The organism is Shewanella pneumatophori, from assembly GCF_023283895.1.
Lineage (GTDB): Bacteria > Pseudomonadota > Gammaproteobacteria > Enterobacterales > Shewanellaceae > Shewanella > Shewanella pneumatophori.
Genome location: NZ_JAKILB010000002.1, coordinates 54,352 through 79,822, shown reverse-complemented (window position 1 = coordinate 79,822; position 25,471 = coordinate 54,352). Strand labels below are relative to the sequence as shown.

20 protein-coding genes are annotated in these 25,471 nt (G+C 44.2%); 14 read left to right on the top strand and 6 right to left on the bottom strand.

The features are described from left to right. The first annotated feature begins 7 nt into the window (after positions 1 to 7). The 5 genes from L2740_RS03375 to L2740_RS03355 all read left to right on the top strand — a co-directional run bounded on the left by L2740_RS03375 (position 8) and on the right by L2740_RS03355 (position 4,643). Positions 8 to 907: a DUF350 domain-containing protein gene (locus tag L2740_RS03375; protein WP_248469612.1), complete on the top strand. Its 900-nt coding sequence runs from the start codon at positions 8 to 10 to the stop codon at positions 905 to 907. 82 nt (positions 908 to 989) lie between these two features. Further along, positions 990 to 2,774, top strand: coding sequence for a polyamine aminopropyltransferase (locus L2740_RS03370; protein WP_248948677.1), 1,785 nt, complete (start codon positions 990 to 992; stop codon positions 2,772 to 2,774). Positions 2,775 to 2,865: 91 nt separating this feature from the next. Next, positions 2,866 to 3,279 carry a YjfI family protein gene (locus L2740_RS03365; protein WP_248948670.1) on the top strand — a complete coding sequence of 138 codons (414 nt, stop codon included), beginning with the start codon at positions 2,866 to 2,868 and terminating at the stop codon, positions 3,277 to 3,279. 12 nt (positions 3,280 to 3,291) lie between these two features. Then, positions 3,292 to 3,981 (top strand): PspA/IM30 family protein, encoded by a 690-nt coding sequence (locus tag L2740_RS03360; protein ID WP_248948669.1) that lies wholly within the window; start codon positions 3,292 to 3,294, stop codon positions 3,979 to 3,981. A gap of 11 nt (positions 3,982 to 3,992) precedes the next feature. Continuing rightward, positions 3,993 to 4,643, top strand: a complete 651-nt coding sequence (locus L2740_RS03355; protein WP_248948668.1) for a DUF4178 domain-containing protein — start codon at positions 3,993 to 3,995, stop codon at positions 4,641 to 4,643. Between the two features lie 52 nt (positions 4,644 to 4,695). Here the strand turns inward: L2740_RS03355 and L2740_RS03350 are convergent, their stop codons facing one another. Then, positions 4,696 to 4,833, bottom strand: a complete 138-nt coding sequence (locus L2740_RS03350; RefSeq protein WP_248948667.1) for a hypothetical protein — start codon at positions 4,831 to 4,833, stop codon at positions 4,696 to 4,698. A gap of 196 nt (positions 4,834 to 5,029) precedes the next feature. On the opposite strand from L2740_RS03350, the gene L2740_RS03345 reads away from it, so the two are divergent. Continuing rightward, positions 5,030 to 5,359 (top strand): hypothetical protein, encoded by a 330-nt coding sequence (locus tag L2740_RS03345; RefSeq protein WP_248948666.1) that lies wholly within the window; start codon positions 5,030 to 5,032, stop codon positions 5,357 to 5,359. A gap of 56 nt (positions 5,360 to 5,415) precedes the next feature. After that, positions 5,416 to 6,279 (top strand): potassium channel family protein, encoded by an 864-nt coding sequence (locus L2740_RS03340; protein WP_248948665.1) that lies wholly within the window; start codon positions 5,416 to 5,418, stop codon positions 6,277 to 6,279. A gap of 83 nt (positions 6,280 to 6,362) precedes the next feature. Here the strand turns inward: L2740_RS03340 and L2740_RS03335 are convergent, their stop codons facing one another. Then, on the bottom strand, positions 6,363 to 7,850 hold the full coding sequence (locus L2740_RS03335) for a CYTH domain-containing protein (protein WP_248948664.1): 1,488 nt from the start codon (positions 7,848 to 7,850) through the stop codon (positions 6,363 to 6,365). 232 nt (positions 7,851 to 8,082) lie between these two features. Here L2740_RS03335 and L2740_RS03330 point away from each other — a divergent pair, with 232 nt between their 5' ends. The 6 genes from L2740_RS03330 (at position 8,083) to L2740_RS03305 (ending at position 18,614) form a co-directional block, all read left to right on the top strand. Then, the gene (locus L2740_RS03330; protein WP_248469604.1) at positions 8,083 to 8,763 is read left to right on the top strand and encodes a TIGR00153 family protein; all 681 of its coding nucleotides are present in this window, start codon (positions 8,083 to 8,085) and stop codon (positions 8,761 to 8,763) included. A 24-nt stretch (positions 8,764 to 8,787) separates the two neighbouring features. Then, positions 8,788 to 10,056 (top strand): inorganic phosphate transporter, encoded by a 1,269-nt coding sequence (locus L2740_RS03325; RefSeq protein WP_248948663.1) that lies wholly within the window; start codon positions 8,788 to 8,790, stop codon positions 10,054 to 10,056. 164 nt (positions 10,057 to 10,220) lie between these two features. After that, positions 10,221 to 10,796, top strand: a complete 576-nt coding sequence (locus tag L2740_RS03320) for a TIGR04211 family SH3 domain-containing protein (RefSeq protein ID WP_248948662.1) — start codon at positions 10,221 to 10,223, stop codon at positions 10,794 to 10,796. 466 nt (positions 10,797 to 11,262) lie between these two features. Beyond that, entirely contained in the window at positions 11,263 to 14,457 is a 3,195-nt protein-coding gene (putA, locus tag L2740_RS03315) for a bifunctional proline dehydrogenase/L-glutamate gamma-semialdehyde dehydrogenase PutA (RefSeq protein WP_248948661.1), read from the top strand. Between the two features lie 316 nt (positions 14,458 to 14,773). Then, entirely contained in the window at positions 14,774 to 16,654 is a 1,881-nt protein-coding gene (locus tag L2740_RS03310; RefSeq protein WP_248948660.1) for a methyl-accepting chemotaxis protein, read from the top strand. 79 nt (positions 16,655 to 16,733) lie between these two features. Continuing rightward, entirely contained in the window at positions 16,734 to 18,614 is a 1,881-nt protein-coding gene (locus tag L2740_RS03305; RefSeq protein WP_248948659.1) for a methyl-accepting chemotaxis protein, read from the top strand. 53 nt (positions 18,615 to 18,667) lie between these two features. On the opposite strand, the gene cydC is transcribed toward L2740_RS03305, so the two are convergent. From cydC to L2740_RS21500, 4 genes are all read right to left on the bottom strand, one after another. Continuing rightward, a complete protein-coding gene (gene cydC / locus L2740_RS03300; protein ID WP_248948658.1) occupies positions 18,668 to 20,407 on the bottom strand; it encodes a heme ABC transporter ATP-binding protein/permease CydC in 1,740 nt (579 codons plus the stop codon). Then, positions 20,407 to 22,239 (bottom strand): heme ABC transporter permease/ATP-binding protein CydD, encoded by a 1,833-nt coding sequence (cydD, locus tag L2740_RS03295; RefSeq protein ID WP_248948657.1) that lies wholly within the window; start codon positions 22,237 to 22,239, stop codon positions 20,407 to 20,409. The genes cydC and cydD overlap by 1 nt, the downstream gene beginning before the upstream one ends. A gap of 352 nt (positions 22,240 to 22,591) precedes the next feature. Beyond that, positions 22,592 to 22,933: a DUF3622 domain-containing protein gene (locus L2740_RS03290; RefSeq protein WP_248472557.1), complete on the bottom strand. Its 342-nt coding sequence runs from the start codon at positions 22,931 to 22,933 to the stop codon at positions 22,592 to 22,594. A gap of 201 nt (positions 22,934 to 23,134) precedes the next feature. Then, positions 23,135 to 23,542, bottom strand: a complete 408-nt coding sequence (locus tag L2740_RS21500; RefSeq protein ID WP_420833502.1) for a DUF3565 domain-containing protein — start codon at positions 23,540 to 23,542, stop codon at positions 23,135 to 23,137. Between the two features lie 206 nt (positions 23,543 to 23,748). On the opposite strand from L2740_RS21500, the gene L2740_RS03280 reads away from it, so the two are divergent. Then, complete coding sequence (locus L2740_RS03280) at positions 23,749 to 25,293, top strand: DEAD/DEAH box helicase (protein ID WP_248948656.1); 1,545 nt, start codon at positions 23,749 to 23,751, stop codon at positions 25,291 to 25,293. The last annotated feature ends 178 nt before the right edge of the window (positions 25,294 to 25,471 follow it).

The following is a 25,471-nucleotide window of genomic DNA, read 5'->3' as shown; positions in this document are numbered from 1 at the left end:
AACTTTTATGACATTTTTAGACAACTACGGCCTCACTCAAGAGCTACTAATTATTCTGGCAATCGATATCGCCATTGCAGTGTTACTGCTAACACTCATGCGTTATTTGCAGGGGTGGACGGTAAAAGTAAACAGCCGCCATGAACTGGCTGAAAACGATAACTTTGCTTTTGGTATTAGTACTGCTGGCGCGGTAATGGCGTTAGGTATTGTATTAACCGGCGCGATTACAGGCGAAGCGGCAGAGTCTTATTTGGTCGAAGCGATTGGCATGAGTGCCTACGGCTTATTTGGCCTAGTGCTGATCAAGCTTGGACGCTTTTTACATGACAAAATTGCCCTAAATAACATTGATAAAAACGCGCTAATTATTAAAGGTAATGTATCGGTAGCTATTGTTGATGCGGTTGCAGCTATTGCCACTGCGATTATCATTCGCTCGGTATTATTGTGGGCAGAAGACTTAACCATTTATACCTTTATCGCCATCTTTAGTGCTTTTGCGATTTCACAACTGATGTTGGTGCTACTGACTCGCGCTCGTGAAAACCGCTACGCGAAACGCAACCAAGGCGCGTCAATGCAAGATGCATTAGCCCAAGGCCATACTGCGTTAGCGATTCGTCACAGCGGTTACATGTTAGCAATGGCGTTTAGCTTTAATGCTGCTAGTCACTTCATTATCTTTAATCCAGAAGCTTATATCGCCAACTTGATTGGTTGGTTAACCTTCTCGATTGTGATGTTAGTGTCGTTGTCACTGTTGATCACTTTGATCAAAAAGCTGGTGCTTGCCAATATCAACTTATGCGAAGAAGTTGAGCAGCAACACAATATTGGTCTTGCTGCTGTTGAAGTGGCGATTAGCGTCTCTATCGCCATCATTCTGGCCGCATTAATGGCTTAATGGTTATAAGGGAGCACTTTACAGGCTCCCTTTTTCTTCACTGTTTACACTCTTTTATTACTCTCTAAGCAACAGACACTCAATGCAAACCGACTCTAATAACGCCGTTAGCGACAATCAATCTTTGCAGCAACAACAAGCTGCAGCCAAGCACACCACAGCCAATAATTCCGGCACCGAGCAAACTATCGAGTCAGGTAAACTTGGCTGGTTTGATGATATTTTGCTGCTCGGCATTATGGCGGTACTTGCTGGTTGTGGTCTAATTTATGAATACCTTTTATCCCATTATGCTGGGCGTATTTTAGGCGCGTTAGAAGCGGCGATTTATACCATGATCGGCCTAATGATCGTCTCTATGGGTTTAGGTGCATTTGCCGCGCGTAAAATCCGCTGCGCCTTTACTGGCTTTGCAGTTTTAGAGCTGTGTGTGGCTTTATGTGGCTCACTCGCGATTTTAATTACCGCCGCTGTTATCGGCTTTGGTCAGCAGTTACCACTGATTATTGCTAACACCTTAGGCTTGCCTGCTGATCAGCTGCCCGATGGCGGCTTTATTGGCACCCTGCAAAAGCTAGCCGAATACTTGCCATACGTATGGGGCGTTTTACTGGGGCTAATGATAGGTATGGAAATTCCACTTATCGCCCGGGTGCGCCAAGCAATGTCTGAAGCTCACCTAATGCATAACGCTGGCACCATTTATGGCGCCGATTACATTGGTGCGGGCATTGGCGCTGCGATTTGGGTTGGCTTTATGTTAGCCATTGATATTCAACTCGCTGCAGCATTAACCGCCAGCTTTAATCTGCTGGCCGGCTTTATTTTTATCTGGCGCTTCTGGCAGCAAATTCGTCACGTAAAACTCCTACTCGTTGGCCATGTTGTGGCCAGCGGTATTTTAGTGTTGCTAGCTTTGCACGGCCCATCTTGGGAGCAAAACTTCAATAACCTGCTGTATAAAGACAAGGTGGTTTATGCCAAGGCGACTCGCTTTCAGCAATTAACCTTTACCGAGCGTTTACGCGGTAATGGCTTAGGGCCGGTGCATTCCTTGTATATCAATGGTCGCTTGCAATTCTCTAGCAGTGACGAGCATATCTATCACTCATTTTTAGTACACCCAACAATGGCCGCTAGCGCACGCCATGACAAAGTATTAATTATTGGTGGCGGTGATGGTTTAGGCCTAACCCAAGTATTGCAATGGCAACCTAAGCAAGTCACCTTGATGGATCTTGATGAAGAGCTCGTAAGGCTATTTATGGAGCCTGCCAGCGATATGCCAGAGTATTTAAGTGATGCATTACTGGCGCTTAACCAAAATGCACTGAATGATCCTCGAGTACGCATTATGTATGACGATGCCTTTAATGGCGTGGACAAACTGCTAGCTAAAGAAGAAAAGTTTGATGCGATTATTGTCGACTTGCCCGATCCAAGCCATCCGGATCTTAATAAGCTTTATTCCGACGCTTTCTATTTGAAGCTTAAGGAACTAATGAGTAACGATGCTGCCTTAACCATACAGTCGACCTCGCCTTATCATGCACCAAAAGCATTTATTTCGGTGGCGAATACACTGGAACTGGCAGGCTTTAATGTGGATCAATACCACCACAATGTGCCAAGTTTTGGCGAGTGGGGTTGGAGCATTGCCACCTTAAGTGGTAAAAGTGCACGTAATAGATTAAACAATATGCAACAGCTACCAGTGAATGATCCTTGGCTAACTCCAGGACTTATTCACGCAGCTTTTGAATTTCCGGGCAATTTCTACCAAGATAAAGCCCAGATTAAGCCCAATGTTTTAGGTTCAAGCCAGCTGTATCAATACCATCAGCAAGCTTGGTTAGAAAATCAGTAGAGTTTATTTTTGAATCGTAAAGATAGCCCTTGACATATTATGTCTCGGTGTTATCTTTAATCACAGACATAATATGTCAATAAGGACAAATATGAATATCCACACAATTGCCAACCACCTAAATGCGCTTGGCGACAACAGCCAAACTGGCTTTCAGTTCGATTGTTATCCAATTGCTGGTGACGTGGAAGTCTTACAAGTTAATGTTGTTGGCCGAGAAGAAATCCCGGTATTTGTATCGGTAACGGACAACCAAGTGCTTTGCATCAGCTATTTATGGGGCGAAGACGAAGTGAATCAAGAACGTCGCGCTGAAATGTTTGAGACCATGTTAGAGCTCAACATTCCAATGCCACTCTCATCATTTGCAAAAATCGATGACAAGTATGTGGTTTACGGCGCGCTGTCAGTGCAATCAAGCATGCTAGAGATTGAGCAGGAACTGTCTGTTCTATCTGATAACTGTCTCGAAGTGATCGACGAACTCGTCGATTACCTAAAATAAAGGAGCCACATTATGGGTATTCTAAACAAAATTCTTACGGCCTTCCGTGGCGGCGCTACTGAAGTTGGCCAAGGCATCGTAGATGCAAACGCAACACGTATCTTTGAGCAAGAGATCCGTGATGCTGAAAAGCACCTCACTAAAGCTAAGCGTGACCTAACTGAAGTCATGGCGAAAGAGATGCAAGCAAGCCGTGAAGTGGACCGCTTAAAGCGCTCTGTTGCTGAACACGAAGGTTATGTGACTCAAGCACTTGAAAAAGGTAACGAGCCACTAGCACTTGAAGTCGCTGAAAAAATTGCAGAGCTTGACCAAGAGCTTAGCGATCAACAAGCGGCAAACGAAAGCTTCAGTGCTCATGCGACTCGCCTAAAAGAGCTAGTACGTAAAACTGAGCGTCAAGTCGCTGATTACCAGCGCCAGCTTACTATGGTGAAAACCACTGAAAGCGTGCAAAAAGCCACTGCGACAATCACTGATTCGTTTGCAGGTAGCAACTCTAAACTGCTTAACGCTAAAGATTCACTAGAGCGCATCAAGGCACGTCAGCAGTCATTTGATGACCGCCTAAAAGCGTCTGAAACGCTAGCGGAAGAGAACAGCGACAAGGCACTGCACGACAAACTTGCTGAGGCAGGTATTGGTGAGCAAAAGTCTAACGCTAATGCGGTACTTGACCGTATTAAAGCACGCAAAGGCTAAAGGAGACTGACGTGGGATTTCTAAGCAGCCTATTTGGCAAAAAAGAGGAACCTAAACGTCAACTCGATCACCCAACAAAACTCAATAAGGGAGACATGATCTCCCTTGATGACAGTTTTGCTTTGCCGCCACAACTGCGTGGGCAGCAATTGCGAGTTGAAGCAGTGAATACATACGAGTATCAACGCAAACAACAAACTGAGTGGGTGTTAAAAGGTCACGGTAACGACACCATCTTTCTCAGCCTTGATGAAGATGATGAAACTTACCTTGGCCTCTCGATTAAACTTAATCGAGGCCTAGTTGAAGCGCTGTTCGATTTAGATCAATTTAGTGAGATCTTCGAAGAGCCAGGTAAAGCAGAGCTAACGACTAAAACATTGTCGGCTGACTTGCATGATTATGAGCAGTGGTTATCAGCGCACTACCATCAAGTGAGTTCAGGTGATTTTGGCTATTTCCACCGCCAAGACTACCGTGGCCAAAAGCCACCTCAAGATGCCGATGGCGCAACTGGTGATGCCTTTGAGGCATATCAATTACTCGACGATGATGAAGATAAAGCCATTGACGTTGAAGTCTATGAAGGCGGCGAAACCGATGTGATGTTAACCATCTATCGCCCACTTTCAGATATCAGAGATTATTGGCCTGGCGCATAAATAAATGGTTTTAATACCAATAAGTATAAAGATTTGGTCGCTCAGCGAGAATTTAGCGGCACTGAGACAAGGCAACAAGTACAGAGCATAGTTGCTCTACGTTCAAGCTTGTTAACGCAGTATCAGAGCCGCTAAAACTCGCCATTCTGGAGCGCTTTTGGCTGCCTACTTCTGCGTTGAATAACTTCACAAGGGACTAACCATTCTTTCAGTTATTCGCCTTGAATTAGTTTGCCAAAATCGCTCTGAGTAGATCAACTTCTTATACTAATTGGTATAACACACTATTGTTTTAGAACCATTTTTGTTTCAGCTCCTATGAGTGGTAGCATGGGGCATATTCCGTTCGTTCGATGACGGATAAGTAAATTTTAGGTACCGCACGCATGACCAAACAAAAAAATCCCTTACCCGCGCAATGGCAGCAAAACCAGAAAGCCGCCAAGGCAACTCAAATTGCTTTTGATATGGATGAAAAATTCCAATATGCAATCCGTAAGGCGGCACTTGATGCAGGCGTGAGCCCTTCTGATCAAATTAGAGAAATACTGGGTCTGAGCGTAACCAAAAGACCAAAGCGTCCACGCTTAACCGTGTCACTCAGCCCAAGTGATTACGAGATCTTAGCTGAAAAGTATCAGTTAACTGCCGAGCAACAGCTGGAAATTAAAAAGCATGTGCTAGACGACTTGATTCAATTTAGCGCCGAGAAGTAACGCCACTAGGTATTTATTGAACCAATAAGCTGCACCGACAAAGATGGACCGCGATAATGGCAAATACTAAGCGCTGGTTAATACAACCTGATACTCCCCCCACGCCACTGCAATTGGCGATGATGTTGCTATCGCTGCTATCTGTAATTCTGGTGTTGGTGATTACATTCGGTCGCATTGATGGCGAAACCCGGCGCTTACTGTTTTTTATCGACACCTGCATCTGCTTGGTGTTTATGTCTAATTTCTTCTATGAACTATTCAAAGCCGGCAGTAAGCGCGAATACCTCAGGCACCATTGGATAGACTTTGTAGCTAGCATTCCCGCCATTGAAGCACTACGAATGGCACGCCTGTTTCAAATTTTACGTGTTGTTAGGCTTATTCGCACCACCCGCTCGTTGATTGTGCCCATGCTAAAACAACGGCGCCAAGCTACCGTTGCAAGTTTGCTGGTAGCATTAATCACCATTTTGACCTTTGCCTCTGTATTAGTACTGATAGTTGAAAGCGGCGTTGAAGGTGCCAATATCGACTCCGCTGAAAGCGCTATTTGGTGGGCCTTAGTGACTATTTCTACCGTGGGTTATGGCGATTACTACCCGGTAACCACTGCAGGGCATATTATTGGTGGCGTAGTGATTGTGTGTGGCGTGAGCTTCTTTGGTGTGATTTCTGGTTATATGGCGTCTGTGTTTGTTTCGCCCGATGAATCAGAAAAACTTGATAGTCATGCCGAGGAGATCCGCTGTGAGCTAAATAATAGTCTGCAGCGAATGGAAGCCAATCAGAAAAAGCTGTTGGCTGAAATCGATGAGTTAAAACAAACTATTGAAGAAAAGATCGAAGACAAAATTGACGACAAGCTGGAAGGTAAATTAGAGAGCCACCTAGAAAATAGGCTTAACGCAGATAAATAGTTAAATACCCTTAGAAGAACTGACAGTAAAAAGCCCACAGTGATGTGGGCTTTTACGTTTATATTGCTGGGTGCTATTAACAGCTAACGCCAGTAAGGCTCATTTTTCAATGCGCTGTGGCGAGAAAACTCCATCGCTTGCACTAAGCTTTGCTCTTTATTCTCTAACCACTGGCTTATATCTAAATAGGCCAGCTCGCTAATAGTTTTAAGTTGACGATATGCAGCCAAGGTTCTGATTCCTAGCGCTAAGTCTTGCCAAGGCGCTCTGAATTGATCCCGCGATTTTTCAGGATAGAGACCACCGTAAGCCACACCAACAAAAATACTGTCATCCAGCGCTTTAGCTACTGACAGATAGTCAGAGGTGCTGAGGTCATTATCTTGTGGCATCACATCTAGAATCTTCTGCCAGGAATTTTCTTGCATTTGATCGGCGAAATGTTTCAAATCTAACTGTCTATCAATCGCCACAGAGCCATCAATCAATTGGGTTAATAGATCAACTAAATGCACCTGCAGTCTGCCATAACAAATATCGGCAATGAGTTGCTCAACCTCGCCAACAATATCGAGCTGCTGCAGTTTATCTACGGCCACATCCACTAAAGCTTGATACTGCGGCAGTTTCGAGACTAAAGCCGCTCCCTCATCAATAATGCCAAACAAACTTAGCACTTCTTCAATAAAGTTAAGTTGCTGCTCAATGTAATCAAAATCGGTTTGAAACGACTCTTCAAGTAAACCAAATTGTTTGAGCGTGTTTTTAAGCAAACGAATGCATGCTCGTAAGCGATAACTCAACATAGGTAGCGCGAATGGATCTTGCTCAGGATCGAGCAACATAGACTCTATGGTTTGCCAGCGATCTAGCCCCAGTGTTAATAGGTTAATCGCTACCTGCTTTAAACTTTGCTGCGGCTCGATTTCAATAAACTTAAGTGGGTCTATGGTATCTGGCGTATATTGCCCAGCCAATCGATAACCTCTTTGAGCTTTACTTGCTTTACCCAAACGCACAGGTATTTCGCGGCTAACAATTCCCGCAAGCGCCAGTAACGCACTGGTATCACCGGCTAATAATTCAAATTCGAGTTCGCAAATGGCATCAACCGCTTCATCAACTCTTATCTCACCAATGTCTAACGCAACCTCAACTAAACTATCTTCAACAAATATATGCCAACGCTGACGAGTGAAGTCGGTATTGAATAAACAGTATAAATTTGCCTGAATTTGCTCCACATTGGCATCATCTGGCCAAATATCAGTTGGGAACAAATTTAATTGCGGGAAATTTTGATCTACATCAACATTGTATTCAGGACGTGAATGGATCCCGCCAACAACCTGACCTTTTGTCTTAATTGTCTGCTCTAAATGCTGATTAATCCCTCTAATTCGCAACCCCATGTCTAACTTTCTTAACGCTAAATCAGCGGTGTCAAAGTAACCATTGGTGAGTTCCTCTGTACCTTTCGCATCACAATTAGGCAAGCTATCTAATAGTTTTATAAGGCTTTTCTTGTTATTTTCGTTTAAGAAAAGTTTGAGTTCGATCTCAGCTTCCATCGATGCACCATTCACCTTGTCATCAAAAATTAATCAATCTGTCATCAAAGTTACATACTGTAATATTTCTGCAATAATATCCCCGTAGGATCCGCTTTGCAGTTAGGATATAACTAGCTAGAATAAAAAACTGTCAATTTAAATCGTAAAACACAGTTTTAATACGCGGCCGCTTGAGTTAACATGCGCCCGCTTTTTCCAATAGTGGAATAACCAAAATAGGTACACGGCAATGCCAGTAAACTCTATTTTAGGCGTGTTTGCAAAATCGCCAATTAAGCCTCTTCAAGAGCATATCGACAAAGTATACGACTGTGCGTCATTACTTGTCCCATTTTTTGAAGCTACTGTCGCAGGAGACTGGGACAAAGCCGTTCAATTACGTAAGCAAATTAGCCTTACAGAGCAAGAAGCTGACTCACTAAAGCGTGAGATCCGTTTAACTCTGCCAGGTGGCTTGTTTATGCCTGTTGAGCGTACTGACTTACTGGAGCTACTTACCCAGCAAGATAAGATTGCTAACAAAGCAAAAGACATTTCAGGCCGTGTTATTGGCCGACAACTTGAGCTACCTCAAGCTATTCAAGAACCATTTATCGCTTACTTGCAACGCTGTATCGATGCAGTTTCGTTGTCAAAAGAAGCAATTAACGAACTTGATGATCTGTTAGAAACAGGTTTTAGAGGCCGTGAAGTGGATCTTGTGGCAAAAATGATCGGTGAACTCGATTCTATCGAAGAAGATACCGATGATTTACAGATTAAGATCCGTAGACAGCTTTACGCTATCGAATCGGAACTCAATCCGGTAGATGTCATGTTCCTCTACAAGATAATTGAGTGGGTTGGTGACTTGGCAGATCTTGCTGAACGAGTCGGTTCTCGCTTAGAGCTAATGTTAGCTCGCGTCTAATCAAAAGATTATCAAGGTAACAAAATGGTTGATGTATTAGTCACCAACGGCCCATGGCTTATTGGTATTGCGGCTGTATTTGGATTTTTAATGGCATGGGGTATTGGCGCAAACGACGTTGCTAATGCTATGGGAACCTCTGTAGGTTCAAATGCTATTACAATTAAGCAAGCGATTATTATCGCTATGATCTTTGAGTTCGCAGGTGCGTATCTTGCTGGTGGTGAAGTTACCAGTACTATTCGTAAAGGCATTATCGACTCAGCTTACTTTATTGATTCACCAGAACTACTAGTTTACGGCATGATCTCTGCGTTACTTGCTGCTGGTATTTGGTTGATCGTTGCGTCAGCACTAGGCTGGCCTGTATCTACAACTCACTCTATTGTTGGCGCTATCGTTGGTTTCGCGGCAGTGGGTGTTGGTACCGATGCAGTTGCATGGGGTAAAGTTGGTGGTATCGTAGGCTCTTGGATTGTAACACCTGCAATATCTGGCTTTATCGCCTTTATGATATTCCAAAGTGTGCAAAAGCTTATCTTCAACACAGATAACCCATTAGAAAACGCTAAGCGTTATGTGCCTTTCTATATGGCTCTTGCTGGCTTTATGATGTCACTAGTGACAATCACTAAAGGTCTTAAGCACGTTGGTCTACACTTCAGCACAGCTGAGGCGTATGGCTTAGCAACATTGATTGCCGTTACTGTTGGTTTTGGCGGTATGATTGCGATTAAGCGTCTTAAAATGGACACTAGTGCAGACCGTCAAACTCAGTTCGGTAACGTTGAGAAAGTATTTGCTATCTTGATGGTTGTAACTGCATGTTGTATGGCATTTGCTCACGGTTCTAACGACGTAGCTAACGCGATTGGCCCTCTAGCAGCAGTTGTTTCTGTTGTTGAAAGCGGTGGTCAAATCAATAGCACTGCAGCACTTGTTTGGTGGATTCTACCTCTTGGTGCTATCGGTATTGTTATGGGTCTAGCTATCTTTGGTCAGCGCGTAATGCAGACTATTGGTAAGAACATTACTCACTTAACGCCAAGCCGTGGTTTTGCTGCTGAGCTTGCAGCTGCATCAACTGTTGTTATTGCTTCTGGTACTGGTCTACCTATCTCGACTACACAAACGCTTGTTGGTGCGGTATTAGGTGTTGGTATGGCGCGTGGTATTGCAGCAATTAACATTGGTGTTGTACGTAATATCGTTGTTTCTTGGGTTGTTACCCTTCCAGCTGGTGCTGGTCTTTCAATCATGTTCTTCTTCATGATTAAAGGTATCTTTAACTAACACCTAAGCACGATGAGTACCTCTGGTACAGCGTGATGATGAGGGAAGTTTGATATTTTTTGTATCAAACTTCCCTTTTGCGTTTTATCCCCCTTTTTGCTACTTGCATTAGCCCCCTGAAATCCCTAGCATGTGGGCTAAATTTCGTAGAAGAGAATAGATTAGTGTTAAGAATTCTAGTTATTGTGGGAATGATGTTGCTTTCCCCTTCTTTACTTGCTGCAAACCAAACGCGCTACATCTCTGATGATGTTTATATCTACCTTCATGGTGGACCGGGAACTCAATTCCGCATATTGGGTAGTATTGAAGCTGGGCAACAAGTGACTTCTCTTGAAGAAACTCAAGGCGATTACAGCAAGATTGTTGATCACAAAGGTCGTGAAGGCTGGATCCAATCAAAAATGCTCAGCAAGTCGACTAGCTTGCGTGTTCAGCTACCAGCAATTCAAGCTGAGCTTGAGCAAACTAAAGCTAAACTTGAAACAGCACTAAATACTAGCGACAACAATGCTGAAGAGCTAAGCCAAGTGAAGTCTCAATTGGCAGCAGCAGAAAAAGCACTTTCAAGCGCTAGCTTAGAGCGTGACAACGCCAAAGCAACACTGGCAAACATGCAAAAGAATGAACGCTTTGAAATGTGGAAACAAGGTGGTTTTATTGCGGCTGGCGGTTTACTTCTAGGTATTATTTTAGTGTACCTACCAAAGCCACAGCGTAAGCCTAAAAATCGCTGGTAACCCCATAGAGTGACTGCCAGAATAATTGGCTAAATAGTCTGAAAATGAAAGCCTGTGTTGTTAACATGGGCTTTTTTATTGCCGCTAATTAAGCAGCGAAACAAACTAACAACAAGTCGTTACTAACGAATCTTAATTCAAAGCGCCCTTTTGCTCGTATTAAACGCCGTAGAAAATATCAATCCAGCTCGACCACAGCTAAATATTAGTAAAACCACTGATAAAAACCGCAAAATTCAATCGTTCAGCATTTTCGTTAACATTAGCGCAACCCTTTACACAACTGGGCTAGCGCACTTTTCACCCAACAAAAATCAAACGTTAATCACATCGGATGTCACAAAGGTGTCCCCCGTCACATTTTGTATGTATAATCGCCGCGAGAACGCCTTAGATTGTATACAAAAGAAAAACAGTCAAGGCCAATCGACACAATTATTCAAGCAATTTTGCCCATATGGCCTAGATGGAAGTGATTAATATGTTCAAAGCGAGTGAAGTACTAACTGGGCGTTATGACTCAGCCGATCTCAACGAACTGTTCCAAGCGATCAGCGATAACTATATTGTCGATGAAGAGCAATATTTATCAGATTTGATCAAGTTGGTTCCTTCGAGCAATGAAGAGCTCAATCGTGTGACTAACCGTGCACATGAGCTAGTTAATAAAGTCCGTCAATATGACAAAAAAGGCCTAATGGTCGGTGTCGACGCTTTCCTGCAGCAATATAGTTTGGAAACCAACGAAGGCATTATTTTAATGTGCCTAGCTGAAGCCCTATTACGTATTCCAGATTCTGATACTGCCGATGCACTTATCGAAGATAAACTGTCGGGTGCCAAGTGGGATGAACACATCAAGAAGAGCAACTCTATTTTGGTGAACGCTTCAACTTGGGGACTGATGTTAACCGGTAAAGTGGTTAAACTTGATCATGATATTGATGGCAAGCCAAGTAGTCTGCTTAATCGCTTGGTCAACAAGGTCGGTGAGCCAGTTGTAAGAAAGTCGATGTTAGCTGCCATGAAGATCATGGGTAAGCAATTTGTACTTGGGCGCACCGTAAAAGAAGCGCTTAAAAACAGTGTCGATAAGCGTAAGATGGGTTATACCCACAGCTATGACATGTTAGGCGAAGCTGCGCTCACTAAAAAAGATGCCCAGAAATACTTTGATGAATACTCGAATGCGATTGCAGCCTTAGGTAGCCAAAATTACGATACCAGTAATGCGCCGCGCCCAACTATCTCAATTAAGCTTTCAGCTTTACATCCACGCTATGAAGTGGCCAATGAAGATAGAACCCTGACCGAGCTATATGACAGCTTAACCCGTCTGGTTCAGCAAGCTCGCAGCCTAAATGTTGGCGTTTCAATCGATGCTGAAGAGATGGATAGATTAGAACTATCACTAAAACTCTTCCAAAAACTATATAACTCAGATGCAGCAAAAGGCTGGGGTCTGTTAGGCATTGTAGTTCAAGCATACTCAAAGCGTGCATTACCCGTTCTATGTTGGCTAACGCGCTTATCAAAAGATCAAGGTGATGAAATACCTGTACGCCTAGTAAAAGGCGCGTACTGGGATAGCGAGCTAAAGTGGTCGCAGGAAAACGGTGAAGCTGGCTACCCACTTTATACTCGTAAAGCGGGTACCGACGTTTCTTACCTTGCTTGTGCAAGATACTTACTATCTGATGCCACAAAAGGCGCTATCTATCCGCAGTTTGCCAGCCACAACGCGCAAACTATTGCCAGCATCACAGATATTGCAGGCGATCGAGATTATGAATTCCAGCGTCTACATGGCATGGGTGAAGAACTTTATGACACGCTGCTAGCAGAGAGCGGCGTTAAAAAAGTCCGTATCTACGCCCCTGTTGGTGCCCATAAAGACCTACTTCCTTACTTGGTTAGACGTTTACTTGAAAACGGCGCTAACACTTCGTTTGTTCACAAGTTAGTCGATCTAAATACACCAATTGAGTCGTTAGTGGTTCATCCTTTAAGAACCCTTAAAGATTACAAAACCTTAGCTAACACGAAAATTGTATTGCCAGAGGATATATTTGGTCCTGAGCGTAAAAACTCTAAAGGGATCAACATGAATATCCTTTCTGAGTCGACGCCGTTTTTTGCCGAGCTAGATAAGTATAAAGATGTCACTTGGAATGCAGGTCCTTTGGTTAACGGTACAACACTAACCGGTGAAACTAGAGAAGTTGTTAGCCCATTTGATACCGACCGCTTTGTTGGCAATATCGCTTTCGCTGATGAACAAGCCGTTGAGTTGGCGTTTGCTAGTGCTCAGGCCGCTTTCCCAGCTTGGTGTAATACCCCAGTAGAAGTGCGCACTAACGCACTATTTAAACTGGCTGATTTGTTAGAAGAACACCGCGAAGAACTGATTGCACTTTGTACCCGCGAAGCAGGTAAGAGCATTCAAGACGGTATTGATGAAGTCCGCGAAGCCGTTGATTTTTGCCGTTACTACGCAGTCAATGCTAGAAAGATGATGGAAAAGCCAACACTGCTACCTGGACCAACAGGTGAGCGTAATCAGCTATTCCTTGAAGGTCGCGGGATCTTTATTTGTATTAGCCCTTGGAACTTCCCACTGGCAATCTTCTTAGGTCAAGTGACAGCCGCGCTAGCAGTGGGTAACACGGTTATCGCTAAACCTGCCGAGCAAACTTCAATCGTTGGTTACCGCGCCACACAGCTTGCCCATGAAGCAGGGATCCCGAAGGAGGTATTACAGTTCCTACCGGGCACTGGTGCTACTGTTGGCGCAGCAATTACCTCAGATGAGCGTATTGCAGGCGTATGCTTTACCGGCTCTACCGCCACAGCAAAACAGATTAACCGCACACTGGCTATGCGTGAAGGGCCAATCATTCCGATTATCGCAGAAACTGGTGGTCAGAATGCAATGGTGGTGGACTCAACGTCACAACCTGAACAAGTGGTAAATGATGTCGTGTCATCCTCATTTACCAGTGCAGGCCAGCGCTGCTCAGCACTGCGCGTATTATTCTTGCAAGAAGATATTGCCGATCGTGTACTCGATCTGATGAAAGGTGCCATGGATGAGCTCACTATTGGTGATCCACACTTTATAAAAACTGATGTCGGCCCAGTGATTGATGCGACAGCTGCAGCTAACCTAAATGCCCATATTGAGCATATTAAGCAAGTCGGAAAGTTGATCAAGCAAGTCGAATTGCCTGCTGGTACTGAAAACGGCCACTATGTTGCGCCAACAGCTGTGGAAATTGACTCAATCAGAGTATTAGAGAAGGAGCATTTCGGTCCGATTTTACATGTGATCCGTTATAAGTCTTCTGAGCTAGAAAGGGTAATTGAAGAGATTAACTCGACCAACTTTGGTTTGACCTTAGGGATCCATAGCCGCAACGAAGCTTACGCCTTAAAGCTAGCAGCAAAGATCCGTGCTGGTAACGTTTATATCAATCGTAACCAAATTGGTGCGGTGGTTGGTGTTCAACCATTTGGTGGTCAAGGCTTATCTGGTACTGGTCCTAAAGCCGGTGGCCCTCACTATTTGACTCGCTTTATTACCGAAAAGACTCACACCAATAATATTACCGCTATTGGTGGTAACGCGACGTTATTGTCTTTAGGTGATAGCGACGAGTAACCAACATAAACCATAGGTTAATAACTCAAGCCGGTTACTTTGTAGCCGGCTTTTTATATTTAGTTAACCCTAAAACACTCCGACCGAATATTCAAACAAACCACAACCAACATAATACACACCTTAATACACTATATATTTAATAAAGTTGGTTATTATTTGAGATAACTCTCTCAATATACTGCACACTCTATATACTCAACTTTAACTATTGCTCTATAATGCAGCGGATTTTTCTAGCGTTCCTTTACGCTAAATATTTACTATTTACTGGCCTAATCAGCGAGTAAACCTTAATTTTATCAGTGATAAAACAATGAATCTTTCGATAAAGAACAAGATCCAACTTGCTGTATTAATCATAATTTTAGTGATTAGCACTACCCTAGCCAGTATTTCGACTCGTCAACTAACTCAAGATACTGAAGTTGCTATTGCGGACCGTTTTAGACTACATGCTGAAGCCGTAAGTAATAATATTTTTAGTTGGCTAGAAGATAAACGCCGCATCATTATTGCTAACGAAGACAGAATTAGTCGCGGTCATGACAGCGATAGAGAACTATTGTTAACCCTAAACGGCGGTGGCTTTATTGACGTTTATGCCGGTTTTGATACTGGCGATATTATCTCTGGCGATAAAACTCAGCCTTGGCCTGAAGATTACGATCCACGTACCCGCCCATGGTACAAGTTGGCGTATAACAGCAATGAAATGATCGCCACTCCGCCTTACTTGGATATTACCGGCGCAGCTGTAGTGACCTTAGCCCAGCGCTTTAACGGCGTAATGAATGGCGTACTAGCAGCAGATTTAAGCATTGGTTATATCACAGAGCAAATTAACAACCTCAACATTGATAATGCAGGTTTTGCATTTTTGCTTGATGAAAACAATCAAATCCTAGCGTTTCGCGATAGCAGTTACGCCCAAAAGGACGCTTCTCGTCTCGCAAAAGTGCTAACCCCAGCTCATATTGAAACCTTGCTTAATCAAGGCGAAATAAACACCATTGAATGGCAAGATGGCACAGAGAAACTAGTGCGCCTAACCAACTTACAAGGTACTAAATGGACCTTAGGTATTGTTGAAGATAAAGCTCTCGCCTATGAAGCGATTGAGCAGCAAGTGCTGCAGTCATTAGCCGTAGTTGCTGTACTAGCGTTGCTTATTCTGTTGTTGGCGTCGTTTATCGTCAATCACATGTTCAAGCCACTACAGCAGCTAACCGATGCCATTGAGACCCTGTCTAAAGGTAATGGTGATTTAACTCAGCGTTTTGCTGCGACCAAACAAGATGAAATTGGCCTACTTGAAAGCCATATGAACCGTTTCTTAGAAAGCTTACAAGTGATGGTTAAAGCTATTTCAAGCGATACAGAGCAGCTGATTAAGCAAATTAATGAGTCGTCAGATATTGCAGCAAAAGCCAGTGAAGGGGTTAATGGTCAGCACCAAGATGTGGATCAGATAGCAACTGCGATTCATGAGATGTCAGCGACTGCCAGTGAAGTGGCAAACCATGCTGAAATGACCGCAAACGCTGCGCAAGTATCGACTCAAGCATGTATTGAAGGTAGCGATGTTATTAGCAAAAACAGTGAATCGATTGAGCAGTTATCACTGCAACTAGGTGATGCATCATCAGTGGTCTCCGCTCTCGAGCAGAATGCAACTGACATCAATCAAATTCTATCAACTATCCAAGCAATTGCTGAGCAAACTAACTTGCTTGCATTGAACGCAGCCATTGAAGCAGCCCGAGCTGGTGAACAAGGTCGAGGCTTTGCCGTTGTAGCTGATGAGGTTCGAGTATTAAGTCATCGTACCCAAGACTCTACCGAAGAAATTAGAACCATGATTGCGACCTTGCAGCAAAATAGCCAGCAAGCAGTAAGCTCTATGGCATCAAGCACTGATATCGCTAAATCGAGTGTTGAATTTGCAAACCAAGCTAAACAAAGTTTAGAGCGCATTACTAACTCTATTACTGAGATCAATGATATGGCGACCCAAATTGCCAGCGCAGCTGAAGAGCAACGCGCAGTGTCAGAAGATATCAGCCGCAATACACAAGCGATTAACGATACCTCAAACGAGCTGTCGTCGCAGACTCAAGAGGTCAGCGACAACGCGCAGATGATGCTGCGCACCTCGGGTGAGCTGAGCGATCGCGTATCACGTTTTAAAATTTAGCCCATCTCAATGCTAAAAGCCCTGCAATAGCAGGGCTTTTAGTCGTTACTGAAAATAAATACTCTACCCAAAATATACAATGAACCTTACGATAAAAAACAAGATCCAACTTGCCATACTCATGGTAATTTTAACGATTACCGCAACCCTAGCGGTGATATCTGTAAACCAGTTACAGCACAATACCGAGCAAGCCATTTCTGATCGTTTCACCCTGCAAGCCGATGCAGTCAGTAATAACATTGCTAGCTGGTTAGACAGCAAAAATCATATTATCGATGCCAACGAAACCCGCTTAGCCCAAGGCGTTAGCAGTCAAAGCGATCTAGAGTTAAGCATAGAATCTGGCGGCTTTATTAACTTATACATGGGTTTTGATAACGGCTTAGTGGTATCAGGAGACAAATCGGTCAACATCCCAGCTGATTTTGATGGTCGCAGCCGCCCTTGGTATCAAGATGCTTATCGCAACCATGGCATTATCACTACTGAGCCTTATGTTGATATTTCTGGCGATATCGTGGTGACCTTAGCTAAGCGTTTTAGCGGCAGCAGTAACGGTGTGTTAGCAGCCGACTTAAGTATTGGCTACATCACAGAGCAGGTGAGCAATTTGAATATTGCCAATGCTGGCTTTGCTTTTTTGCTGGATGAAAATAATAAAATTCTCGGCTTTAGAGACAGCAGCTACACCCAGCAAACAGCCAGCAGACTCGCTAAAGGGCTCACACCTGCTTATATCCAGCAGCTGCGTCAAACTGGTGGGATCAGCACAATTGAATGGCAAGATGGTAAAGACAAGTTACTGCGCTTAACTCCTCTTAAAGGCACTGCTTGGACACTAGGCTTAGTTGAAGATAAATCTTTAGCCTATGAGGCAATCCAAGAGCAAGTGATGCAATCTATCTTTGCAGTCGCTTTACTGGCTTTTATCATTTTGGTTATCGCTACATTAATCGTCAATAGCATGTTTAAACCACTGCAACAGCTGACCAAAGCGATTGAAACCTTATCCAATGGTAATGGCGATCTGACACAACGTTTTCCAGCTAACAGACTAGATGAAATTGGTGAACTAGAGCGCCATATGAACCGATTCATCGAAAGTTTACAGCAGATGATCAAAGCTATCTCTAATGATGCCGAGCAGTTGATCAACCAGATCCATGACTCATCAGATATCGCCGCTCAAGCAAGCAATGGGGTTAATGCTCAACATCAAGATGTCGATCAAATTGCTACCGCTATCCATGAAATGTCAGCTACCGCGAGTGAAGTGGCTAATCATGCTGAAATGACCGCTAATGCAGCGCAAATATCAACTCAAGCCTGTATTGAAGGTAATGAAGTGATTAGCAAAAATAGCCAATCTATTGGACAATTATCAGAGCAATTGGGTGATGCTTCACAAGTGGTGTCAGCCCTTGAAGCTAACGTCACCGAGATAAATACGATCTTGTCTACCATTCAGGCGATTGCTGAGCAAACTAACTTACTTGCGCTAAATGCTGCGATTGAAGCTGCGCGAGCTGGTGAGCAAGGGCGGGGCTTTGCCGTTGTTGCCGATGAAGTACGAGTATTGAGTCACCGCACTCAGGACTCTACCGAAGAGATCCGCAATATGATTGCGACCTTACAGCAAAATAGTCAGCAAGCAGTAGCATCAATGGCATCGAGCACGGAAATTGCCGATAGCAGTGTTGAACTTGCCAACCAAGCCAAGCAAAGCCTAGCGCGTATTACCGATTCAATTACCGAGATCACAGATATGGCGACCCAAATAGCCAGTGCAGCTGAAGAGCAACGCGCAGTGTCTGACGATATCAGCCGTAATACCCAAGGTATTAGCGAAACCTCGCATCAATTGTCGGCGCAGACCCAAGAAGTTAGCGACAATGCTCAGATTATGCTGAGCACCTCTAACGAACTTAGCGAGCGAGTATCGCGCTTTACGATTTAAAGCACGCCCCAACAAAAAGCCCAGTCATCGACTGGGCTTTTACGTAAATGAGGCTAAGCTAAGCGTTTAAATAAACTTGCGTAGTATGCATCATTTGCCAGTAATTCGGCATGGCTCCCACTAACGCGGATTTCACCTTGCTCCATTAAATGGATACTATCCATTTTATTCATTGCCGTTAAACGGTGACTAATCATTAGCATGGTTTTGTCAGCGGCAAACTCAAACAATAAACGCAAAATCTCGCGCTCTGTGCGTTTATCTAAGCCCTCTGTTGGCTCATCTAACAATAAGATAGGAGCATCGCGTAATAACGCTCTAGCCACACCGATACGGCGCTGTTCACCACCAGATAACTGACGACCGCCCTCACCCAACCACATATCTAACGGCTTATCACCTTGTAGTAAGCTTTGTAGGCCAACTTTTTCAAGCACAGCAATCAGCTTATCATCATCTTTTCGGGTAAAGCCTGTAATGGCCATGGCTAAGTTGTCCCGCAGCGTACCGCTAAACAGGTAAATACGCTGACTCACTACCGACATAGACTGACGTAATTGTTGCTCGCTATACTCGCCAGCATCGCGACCATCGATGCGCACTTGCCCGTTATTCGGTAACCACTCACGTGTTAGTAACGATAACAGGCTCGATTTACCGCAACCGGTCTGCCCGAGTAGCGCAACTTTTTGCCCTGTAGCAATCTCAAGGTTTAAGCCATTGAGCACCTTTTGCTTGTCGCTGTAACCAAACTCAATATTGCTAACGCTAATATTACCAGCGCTAACATTGCTACACTCACCATTTGCAAAAGTCACACAAGGTGCTTGTTCAACCACTTCATTAAGCCGCGTTGCTGCAGCTGTGCAAGCCGATAAATGTTGGAACGCCCCCGCCAACGGCATCATCATTTCAATGGTTGCCATGGTTAAAAATACAATCATCGCAAGTCTTGGCCCTGGCGGCACTGAGCTACCAACACCCGATGCTGCGAGATACAACATCAACAACACCGCAAAACCATGGCATAAAATCAAACATGCTTGGCTCAATGCTGTGACTCGATTCATCGCATTTTGGCTGCTGATCATCGCGGTTTGCGCTTGCTCTAAGCGTGTTCTATAGGCCTGCTGCGCGCCAAACAAGGTAATCTCGGCTTGACCTTGAATATATTCCAGCACTTGTACCCTAAGTGCTCGCTTGGTCTCTAGTTGTGCCATCCCCGGCTTACGGCCAAGAAAATAGAAAGTCGTTGGCAATAAGATCCATACCGCTAACAGTACAGCACATAGTGTGCGGGCCAGTTCAATATCAAAGTGACCGACAAAGAAGTACAGTGCAATCATCATTAACAGTGATGCTGCAAGCGGGGTAATCAAACGTAAATACAGGTGATCTAAAGTATCAATATCGGCAACTAAGCGATTAAGCAGATCGCCTTGGCGCACACCTTGAAGATTCTTAGCGCTTAACGGCAGTAACTTATTCCACACCCAGCAGCGCAGATCGGTTAACAAGCTGAAAGTAGCCTCATGGGTCGCAAGACGTTCACCATAGCGACTTGCTGTGCGCACTATTGATAAAAAGCGCACCCCACCAGCGGGGGTAAAATAATTGAACATTTGCGCCGACAGCACAGTTAAACCTGCGACTGCAGTGGCCGATAAAAACCAACCTGATAACGATAACAGCCCGATCCCCGCCATCAGGGTTGTGACACTTAAAAATAGGCCAATAAACATCATAAAAGCTTGGCTTTTAAAACGTTTAATATAAGGAAATAGTGCTTTCATTACTTATCTCCTTCTGGTGCTAAAGTGGCTAAATCATTGCTATCGCTATTAATATTAGTATCTGCATCGATATCAAATTCACTCACACTGCTTGCTTCATCGAGCATCTGTTTAAATGTGCCTTCTTGTTCAAGCAATACTGTATAACTGCCTTGCTGCACCAACGCACCTTTATCGATAACTAAAATGTTATCCATAGTGCTTAAACTTTCGAGTCTATGGGTCACCATAATGCAGGCCTTGCCTTGCATCGCTGTTATCAGCGTAGCTTGCACCGCTTGCTCGCTTAAGCTGTCCAAACTTGCAGTAGGTTCATCAAGAACAAATAACGATGCTTGCTGCGCTAATGCTCGCGCCAGAGCAATACGCTGTGCTTGCCCTACCGATAGCCCTGCAGTCTGCTCTTGAATAGGGTAATCCAGCCCTTGAGCTTGTTGTTCAACAAAATCGACAATCTGCGCTTTGCTTAGTAAAGCCATAATCTGCTCATCACTAAGCTGTCGCCCCATCGCCACGTTGTCTCTAAGCGTGCCATGGAACAACTGTGGCTCTTGACCTAACCAAGCTAAATGCTTACGCCAATCACTTGCTGACAAGTCCTTCAGCTCAGTACCGGCAATTAATAGCTGGCCTTGATAAGGTAAAAATCCCAGCAAGGCATTGAGTAAACTCGTTTTGCCTGCACCACTTGGACCAACAACGGCAACATGTTCATGTGCACCGATTTGAAAACTAATCGGTCCAAGCAATAAACTGCCATCTAGGCTGTACACCGATAAATCCTTAGCTTCTATCGTTACCGCGCCATCAACTAACTTATCACCACCAACCTGCTCTGTAGGGTGATCAAGCAGTGCCATTAACTCTTCTGCTGCGCCAATAGCCTGCGCTTTAGCGTGATAGTGAGTGCCCATATCACGTAGTGGCTGATAAAACTCAGGGGCTAAAATCAGTACAAAAAGACCAGTGAATAAACTAATTGGTGCACCATAATGGCCAAAGTCGAGGTGATGTAGGTAACTAAAACCGAAGTAAACCGCCATAACCGCAATCGACACCGCCGCAAAAAACTCCAGTACAGCTGAACTTAAAAATGCCATGCGCAGTACAGCCATTGTACGTTCACGGAATTCTTCTGAGGCCTTTTTGATCACTCTGGCTTCTTTCTCGCCCTGATTAAACAGTTTTAGCGTCGATAACCCTTTAAGCCTATCCATAAAATGGCCACTTAAACGAGCTAATGCGCTAAAGTTTTTACGATTGGCATCAGCAGCGCCCATACCAACCAAAATCATAAACATAGGAATAAGTGGTGCAGTGGCGAGTAAAATGAGTCCAGCGGCCCAGTTAATCGGGAAAACAGCTACCAAAATGATTAAAGGAATGAATCCGGCAAGTACCACTTGTGGTAGGTAACGAGCGTAAAAGTCTTGCAGATCTTCTACCTGCTCAAGCACTATGCTTGCCCAGCTGCCTGCGGGTTTACCTTTGATAAATGCAGGCCCTAATAGTGCAAGCTTGTCGAGCACCGCGGCGCGCATCTCCACTCTGAGTTTGGCACCAGCTTGAAAGCTGGCACGCTCACGGGCAAATGCCAATATACCTCGAACAATAGTCAGTGCTAACAGCGCCCAGAAATGATTAATAAAATCACTCTTTGGTAGTTCGTCAATGATAATCCCTTGTAAAACCGTGGCAATTAACCATGCCTGACACATCAGGCTTAGCCCGGTTAACACTCCGAAAAAAACTGACAAATTCAAATAAAAGCCACAGGCTTTCTTTTGCAGCTTTAGCCATTTAGTAAGTTTTTTTTCTACTGTTTTATCCATGTTATTCCAGACTAACGACAACAAGAGGGTGAGTTTGCAACTGCGCAGCGGCTTAAGCAAAAGTCCATGCTTTAAAGACTTTAATGGCTGATGTAAGTTCAATCTCTTTCACTTACCCAAGACGAATACAGCTCAATATCATTGCAGTATCGCAGGCATTAATCGCAGAATAAAACAACAATGTTGTAAATGTTATCGGACTCACAAAAATTGAGCTAGATCAATAAATCGCAGCCTACTAATCAAACAGCATGGTAAATCGTAGACATAAAAAAACCGCAATAAGCTAGGCTCACTGCGGTTTATCAATATGTTTAGCGCTTACTAAAACAAATTCTCTTGATTTAAGAGATTAACCCTCTGAGTCAGACTCATAATCTAGGTTATCTTCATCAAAATCTGATGACTTGCTTGGACGTGCATTGCGCCATGCATCAGCAGCAAGCTCTTTAGCGTCAGCAGCTTCGTTACGCTCTTCACGTGCCTTGGCTTTACGCTCGTTGCGCTTAATCAAGTTCTCTAAGAATGATTTAAGCTCAGTTTCGCCCCAAGCTTGTGCTTCAGCTTCAGTGGCAAAGCCTTTCTTCGCTTTAGAAACAACAATCTTTCTTGCAGTTTGGCGACGAGTAATTTGGCCAGTCCAAGTTGCGCCATCAGCAACTACGCGAAAATCATACTTCTTAGTTTGTGTCATGTTACTTTTTATCCTAACAATAATGCTAATACTTGAGCTAAACCGGCTATCAACATAAGGCCGCTATTAATAAATAGCCAACTCGATATCGTTATAGCAAAGCTCAATCGATACGCAAGACCAACACCCTAAGTATCACTCTCACGTTCATAATTCTGTTTCTAAATCGCTCAGCAATGATCACCTGAATCACTACGCAACTTATTCCACTTCCAAATCTCGTTCACACAGTTTGCAGTCCAGATTATAACCCAGCATGGCGTCTCTGCCTTGCTGGCTGGTTACCCAATTTCGTATCTCCCAAGGGGGACGATGACGAACATGCTGCGAGTGACCGCAAGACAAATTAGCAACCCAATGATCTTCATCATCTTTATGATAACTAACGATAGGTTGTTGCATGGCAAACCGCCGAAATAGGTAGCAATTTACCCAAATTTTGCTGGTGAAAATTGGAAGATGAACTTTCAGGGGCGCGAGATTAACACGTGCAGCGCTGAAACAACATCTTTTAATCGACCAAAAATCACACAATCGACAGGTTTTTGCAAAATTAGTCAATTTATCTCGGTAATAATTATCAATCAGGCCTGTTTCTTCTGCATCCAATCAATGTGCTTACCTTGGTTAACTGCCATACTCAATACAGTCAACAGTCCATTGGATATGCGGTTTATTTAGCAACTGATTGTTTATTAATTAGCGCTTTCTAAGCAGATCCTGTAAGCTGCACGGCCGCCAGCATCAGCAGGCCCCCTTAAACCGCTGCCAGTCGTACTTTAACGCCTATTTCGCAGCCGAAATGAGACCTATCTATGAGTTTTGCCTCACTGGGCCTATCAGCCCAAATTTTGAAAGCAGTTGCCAATAAAGGTTATGACACTCCTTCTCCTATCCAAGCACAAGCTATTCCGGCCGTGTTAGAAGGTAAAGATGTTATGGCTGCTGCGCAAACTGGCACCGGTAAAACAGCTGGCTTTACCTTGCCACTGTTAGAACTTCTTTCAAAAGGCAATAAAGCATCTGCAAAACAAGTACGCGCCTTGGTATTAACACCAACACGTGAACTTGCAGCTCAAGTAGGTGAAAGCGTAGAAACTTATGGTAAGAATTTACCATTAAAATCAGCAGTAGTTTTTGGTGGTGTCGGTATTGGTCCGCAAATTACTAAGCTTAATCGCGGTGTTGATATTTTAGTGGCAACCCCTGGTCGTTTGCTTGACCTATACAATCAACGTGCATTGAGCTTTAGCCAGCTTGAGGTACTAGTACTTGATGAAGCTGACCGTATGCTAGATATGGGCTTTATTCACGACATTAAAAAGATTTTGGCGGTATTGCCAGCCAAACGTCAAAACCTAATGTTCTCTGCAACTTTCTCTGACGAGATCCGTCAGTTAGCAAAAGGGCTTGTGAATAACCCAGTAGAGATCTCAGTGACTCCGCGTAACGCAACCGCCAATACGGTTCAACAGTGGATCTGCCCTGTTGATAAAGGCCAAAAAGCTGCGGTACTAGTTAAACTGGTTAAGCAAAATAACTGGCAACAAGTACTGGTATTTAGCCGCACTAAGCATGGTGCAAACCGTCTTGCTAAAAACCTTGAAGCTAAAGATATTACTGCTGCAGCAATTCACGGCAACAAGAGCCAAGGTGCAAGAACCAAAGCCTTGGCTGACTTTAAAAGTGGTGCTGTTCGTGTGCTAGTCGCGACTGACATTGCCGCACGCGGTCTTGATATCGACCAACTACCACAAGTGGTTAACTTTGATCTACCAAACGTGCCAGAGGATTATGTACATCGTATTGGCCGTACTGGTCGTGCGGGCGCATCAGGTCATGCTGTATCACTTGTTGGTGATGAAGAAATTAAACTATTGCGCGACATTGAGCTACTGATCAAGCAGAACTTAGAGCGCCGCGTAATTGAAGGTTTTGAGCCGACTTATCACCTGCCAGAGACCGATCTTACTGGTAAATCTCATGGGCAAAACAAAGGTCCACGTAATGGCGGTGGCCAAGGTCGTGGCAATGGCCGCTCACGTAGCCCTAATAAAGGTGCTAACTCTGGTGGAGCTAGCAATAAGTCAGCGAACCCACGTCGCCAAGGTAATAACCAAGGCGGTCAAAATGCTGCAGCTAAAACAGAGCACAGAGATGGTCAACGGAGCGGTGAAATGGCACGTGGCCACCAGGCAAGCGCAGACTCGCAGCCAAGTAAACCTAGACGCCAACGTCGACCGAATGCAGGCAATAACTCAGCTTCAACTCAAGGTAAGCCTTCAGGCCAACGCCGCCCTAATCCCAATAGAGCGAGTAATGGTAACCGAGCGACCAACAAGCCAAGCAATAACAGCTAAGCATTGAGTATCAACTAGATATCAAGGTCTCAACTGACCTTGATATAAGTGTTCCAGGCACAAATACCAAGGCTAACCATCCATGGGCCTTGGCATAAGTGTTCCAGACACAAATACCAAGGCTAACCATCCATGGGCCTTGGCATAAGTGTTCCAGACACAAATACCAAGGCTAACC